The organism is Anaerosporobacter sp. (genome assembly GCF_965301125.1).
Genome location: NZ_CBDLAM010000227.1, coordinates 1 through 5,234 on the forward strand (window position 1 = coordinate 1; position 5,234 = coordinate 5,234).

Genomic DNA, 5,234 nt, shown 5'->3' on the forward strand with positions numbered 1-5,234 from the left:
AGATAAGTTAGTAGACATATTTTCAAGTCTGGAATTAGGGAATTTATCTATATCCCTAATTCCAAGCTTTAATAATTTTAATCCATAAACTATATATCCAGCCTCACTGCTCGCTTGGGACCATTTTAGAATCTTGTTTTTTTCTTTCTACTTACTTGAAAACCCTGATATTGATTTCACTACCTTATCTACTGCTGTTTTCTCTACTAAGAAATTTTCTTCTCCATTTATAGATACTCGATAGAAATTCACTCCATCGTATGGTAGATATGTTACATGTAGTTCTTCAAATTCATCTGAATTTCTTGTGAAAGTAAACTCATATACAGGTGTTGTATCACTAACTTCTTTTTTGATATTACCAGTCGTTGTTATTCCTGTTATATCTTCATACAGTTCCTTAAATGCTGTCTCTTCTACTTCGCTACCATTATAATAGTATAAGTATTCTGGTACTTCTTCACTATCTTCAGTAGAGTCTGTATCATCAGTAGAATCTGCGTCTTCTGTAGTATCTGTATCTTTCGCAGTTTCTTCATCTTCTTTTACTTCTGTTTCTTTATCTGGATTAGGAGCAACTGTTAATTCGTACGTTTTACCATCTGCTTTAACAGTTAGTGTATCTAGACTTGCTATATCAATTTGTGCAACCACATTATATACAAAATCGTAAGCCGTTATATCAAGCATAGTTTCAATTGTTGATGAATCAATTGTATATACAGCATTCTCGTACTCTCTTCCATCTGCTATAACTTGAACATAATATTCACCATCATCATTCTGATCTCCAACTAACAATGTTAACTTATAATCCGTACGTATTGTCTGTTCTTCTTGTGTATCATCTTCTGATGCCGATGTTGTATCAGATGTATCACTTGTAGAATCATTACTTTCATCAGTTGTCGAGCTATCATCTGTTGTAGAACTCTCAGCTGTCGTTTCTGTGTAATAAGATAAATCAATTGTAGCACTTGGTTTATCCAAGCCATATTTACTTAAATCAGAACTATTATAATCAACACATTCACTTAATGTTACAGATCCATAACTTCCTAAGTAAGTGTCAAATTGCGATGGATCACCTTTTTGAACTGTACTATATGGTTTTGATATCTTCCACGCATAGTATTCACCTGCATCAGATGCACTTTGATCATAATCCGCTTTAAACACATCTCTACCATTTTTATTGACATTAATCGAAGTTATATTCGTTGTAGTTATTGTAGGGAATTCTTCAATTGCAAGCATCTGTGTTTGTGTATAATTGAATGCTGAGTATATTCCCTCTTCAACTGCATAAACAGTATTGCTATCAGAAAGTTTAGCATAGTAGCCCGATCCAACTACTAAAGAATCTCCTATGCAAAATTCAAATGTAGTTTCATCATCACAAGTTACATTAATAGTAAGTGCTGGTTTATCTAAACCATATTCACTTAAATCTTTTGCGTCCTCTAAAATCATTTTCTCAGCAGTTAAGCTTGATATTTCACTTAACATATTAGTTATATTATCTTGATTTATTGGCGCTTTTGTGTCTGATTCATCAATCCATGTGTCATCCGACTTCCTATATGTTAATGTTGTACCATTCATTGTATATGAAATTTCTGTTACTTGATCTGATTCAATGGTTGATAAACTAATTGTATCCTCTGTCTTAACTTCCTCTTTATTCTTATTAACAACAAGGAAATATAGAAGAATCATTAGGATTAATACCACAAGAAGGATTATTAATGTACCCGCTTTCTTCTTCTTTCTTGCCATTATCGTTTCCTCCTTCTTAACCATACAACTACACCCGTTAAGATGAAGGCTCCAGGAATAATTAAAATTACAAATACTGACCAACTATTTGACTGTGCACTTGAAAGTGTTACATAACTATCGTCAAATGTCTTAGTCGGTATCGCTAAAGTCTCAACTGAAACATCAGCCATCCAGTTTATCGTACTTAGTATTAAATCCGTATTACCTAATTGTGCATAGGAAATCATGGATTCATCTAAAAGATAATTGGAAGCATATACTACAACCTTTGTTTCCACATCATCAATCGTCTCAGTGATAGCTACTCCAAGTGAAAATGGACCAGCTACATCTGTATCTTCTTGGTCATAAACTTGCGAATTAATATCTGTCTTGGCATACGCTTTATCCGAGGTATTCAATAATTCTTCAATTGTTAATGTACTACGTACATCAGCCATAATTTCAATTCCCTTTGTTGCTGGTACAACAACAGGCTTCTTATCAGATTTCACATCATTTGTAATATCATGACTTGAGATTTCTGGTATTAGATAAGTAGGCATCTGAGACATATGATAGTTACTATCACCCTCTATTACATAACTATCAACTAAAGATACTCCATAATAGTTTAAGATACTATTGAAGTTAGGCATATCTTCTGTTGATACCATATAGTTTGGAAGTATAATAGCCTTACCACCATTCTTAAGGTAATCCATAATCATTTCAGTTTCATCATCTGTATAATCATATACTGGTCCATTTAACAATAAGAAGGAACAATCTTCGGGTATTGATTCCGCTGATAAGGTATTTAAAGTCTCTTGGTTAACATTTTGCTTCGTAAGATATGATGCAAGAGTTGTACTTATCTCAGCCTCTCCATGCCCTTGTACTGCGTACATCGTTGGTAGATCTTCAGATACTACGTATTGAATTGCAGATGTTATCTGACCCTCCACATCAATTCCAGTAACTGTTGTTGAGTATGAATAATAATCCATAGACTGTATTAGCATATCAGAATACGGTATATATTTGCTTCTTCCATTGGTTTCATCTACCACAATTATGCTATTATCAGCTACTTCTGTACTGGCGTCAACGTATTGACTTGTAAATTTCGGATAAAGAACTGGATCTTTCGTCACAACCTTCACATTGTCTGATAAGTTGTTGTACTTATCAACAATTCTTTTAATCATAGTAACTTCATTGCCCGATTCAGCAATATAGTAAATTGTGATATCATGATCAACATCTTTAACAAAATCCTTTGTAGCATCTGTTAATGTATATAACTTCTCACTACTAACATCTACTTTTAAGTCTAATTCACTTACAATCATATTTGCAATAAGAATTACAACAACTACGATCGTAGTAATTAATGAACTATATGCACCTTGTTTAAATTTTCTATTGGTAAAAGATTGTTTGAATCTTTCTTTCATTGTATTCTTCTCACTCATCGCACCTCACTCCTTTCCTATCTCCATCTTCTCTTATTAAGAGATTGAATTGTTAAGAATATAAAGATAACGACAATACTTATATAATAAACAATTCCGGCTAAATCGAGTATTCCATTCATGAAGTTATCAAATCGATCAATTACTGAAAACCAATTAAATACTTTCACAACCAATCCATCATATAAGGAAGGTTTTACAAAATACACAATGGTACATGCTGCCTCAAGTACTACACCAAGTCCAATAGCCACCGTAGCATTATGTACCATAAAGTACAAGGCAATAGCTATTAATAGTGCTATAGCAGAGAAGATTAACCATGCTGCTTGATTGCTTGTAGGTAAAAGACTTACTATCCCTTGCATTAAGTAGGTAACCAATAATACGACAAATGTTACAACTGCTGCTATGGCTTGACTTTCAACCAAGGCTGATAAGAATAAACCTATAGCAAGATAAGCAGCCCCAACTAGAATAAATCCCAATACTCCAGTGTAAGCTAGTTTAAAAGACACTGTACCGTATTTGCTTAATATAAGCGGATAGAACATTGTTATTACCATAGTGCTTAAAAAAACTGTTAACACTGCTAGATATTTTCCAATAACAATTTTGCTCACGCTTAATGGTGATGTAAATAATAATTGGTCCGTTTTTTGTCTCTTTTCTTCTGCCATTAGACGCATGGTCAGTATAGGCACAAGAATTACGAATACAAACACCATGCTATTTAAAACATATTCAAAATTCGCATATCCACCTTGTAAGTTATATGCCATAAAATAAATGCCCACGATTGCTAAGAAAAAACCAATGAACAAATATCCAACCATAGAGGTAAAATAGGAACGTAATTCTTTCTTAAATATTGCTAACATTCTTCTTCCTCCTTTTCTGATCCGTTCTTGTTATTCTCAATCTCTTCTTGATTCTGTTCTTCTTGATTCAGATTTTCTTCATTCATATCTTTTTTATTTTGTCTCTTAATCTGTCCCAAAAAGCTCTTTTTCTTCTTGTCTACTTTAGCAGTATTCTCGGTTAATTCAAGGAAGATATCTTCTAATGACATAACTTTTCTATCTAATCCGTAAATTGGACATTCTGCTTCTACCATTCTATAGAATAATTCCTCTCTTATATCAAGAGCTTCTTTCGTTTGTATTTCCACATCAAGCAAATCTGCTTCTGTTGAAGTTTTATAATCTACTTTAACAATTCCTTCTATCTTATCTAATGCCTTAGCAACCTTGTCTTTTGTCCCTTTGACAAGTAAATGTACTTTATTAGCACCTTCCAAATGACTTGATAAATTCTCTGGTGAATCACTAACAATTAATTTACCTTTATTAATAATCATTACTTTATCACATACGGCACTTACTTCAGATAGAATATGAGAACTTAATATAATCGTATGATCTTTACTTAGGCGTTTTATTAAATCACGAATCTCAATAATTTGTTTTGGGTCTAACCCTACTGTTGGTTCATCTAATATAAGTACTTCCGGATATCCTACAATTGCACCAGCTAGACCAACCCTTTGTCTATAACCCTTTGATAAATGTTTAATTAGTCGAGTACTTACATCATCGACTTTAGTCATCTTCATAATATCTTGAATCATCTTAACGCGTTCACTTTTTTTCACATATTTAATCTCTGCAATAAATTCAAGATATTCAATAACCGACATATCAAGATACAACGGTGGTATCTCTGGTAGATATCCTATCTTCTTCTTAGCTTCAATTGGATCTTCAAACACATCATATCCATCAATTGTAACAGAACCTGAAGTAGCAGCTATATAGCCAGTAATCATGTTCATTGTTGTTGACTTACCTGCACCATTTGGTCCAAGAAATCCCAATATCTGCCCTCTTTCAACAGTAAAACTCAAATCATCTACTGCGAGATGATTTCCATAGCTTTTTACCAAATTCTTAACTTCAATCAAAAGTAACTCCTCCTTTTTTATAAGTATAAATC

The 5,234-nt window shown here is 33.0% G+C and carries 4 protein-coding genes; all 4 read right to left on the bottom strand.

From position 1 onward, the window contains the following. Positions 1-147: 147 nt before the first annotated feature. A complete protein-coding gene (locus ACW2QF_RS17350) occupies positions 148-1,779 on the bottom strand; it encodes a DUF4340 domain-containing protein (protein WP_455717274.1) in 1,632 nt (543 codons plus the stop codon). Next, positions 1,779-3,239, bottom strand: a complete 1,461-nt coding sequence (locus ACW2QF_RS17355; protein ID WP_455717275.1) for a GldG family protein — start codon at positions 3,237-3,239, stop codon at positions 1,779-1,781. The genes ACW2QF_RS17350 and ACW2QF_RS17355 overlap by 1 nt, the downstream gene beginning before the upstream one ends. 17 nt (positions 3,240-3,256) lie before the next feature. Then, complete coding sequence (locus ACW2QF_RS17360) at positions 3,257-4,120, bottom strand: ABC transporter permease (RefSeq protein ID WP_455717276.1); 864 nt, start codon at positions 4,118-4,120, stop codon at positions 3,257-3,259. Further along, positions 4,114-5,234: ABC transporter ATP-binding protein (locus ACW2QF_RS17365; protein WP_455717277.1), on the bottom strand; the 1,121-nt coding region annotated here is incomplete at its 5' end. The genes ACW2QF_RS17365 and ACW2QF_RS17360, both read right to left, overlap by 7 nt.

Bases quoted from the DNA above. Each gene is read 5' to 3' on its own strand.
- ACW2QF_RS17360 (WP_455717276.1), bottom strand. From the start codon at position 4,120: ATGTTAGCAATATTTAAGAAAGAATTACGTTCCTATTTTACCTCTATG.
- ACW2QF_RS17350 (WP_455717274.1), bottom strand. From the start codon at position 1,779: ATGGCAAGAAAGAAGAAGAAAGCGGGTACATTAATAATCCTTCTTGTG.
- ACW2QF_RS17355 (WP_455717275.1), bottom strand. From the start codon at position 3,239: ATGAGTGAGAAGAATACAATGAAAGAAAGATTCAAACAATCTTTTACC.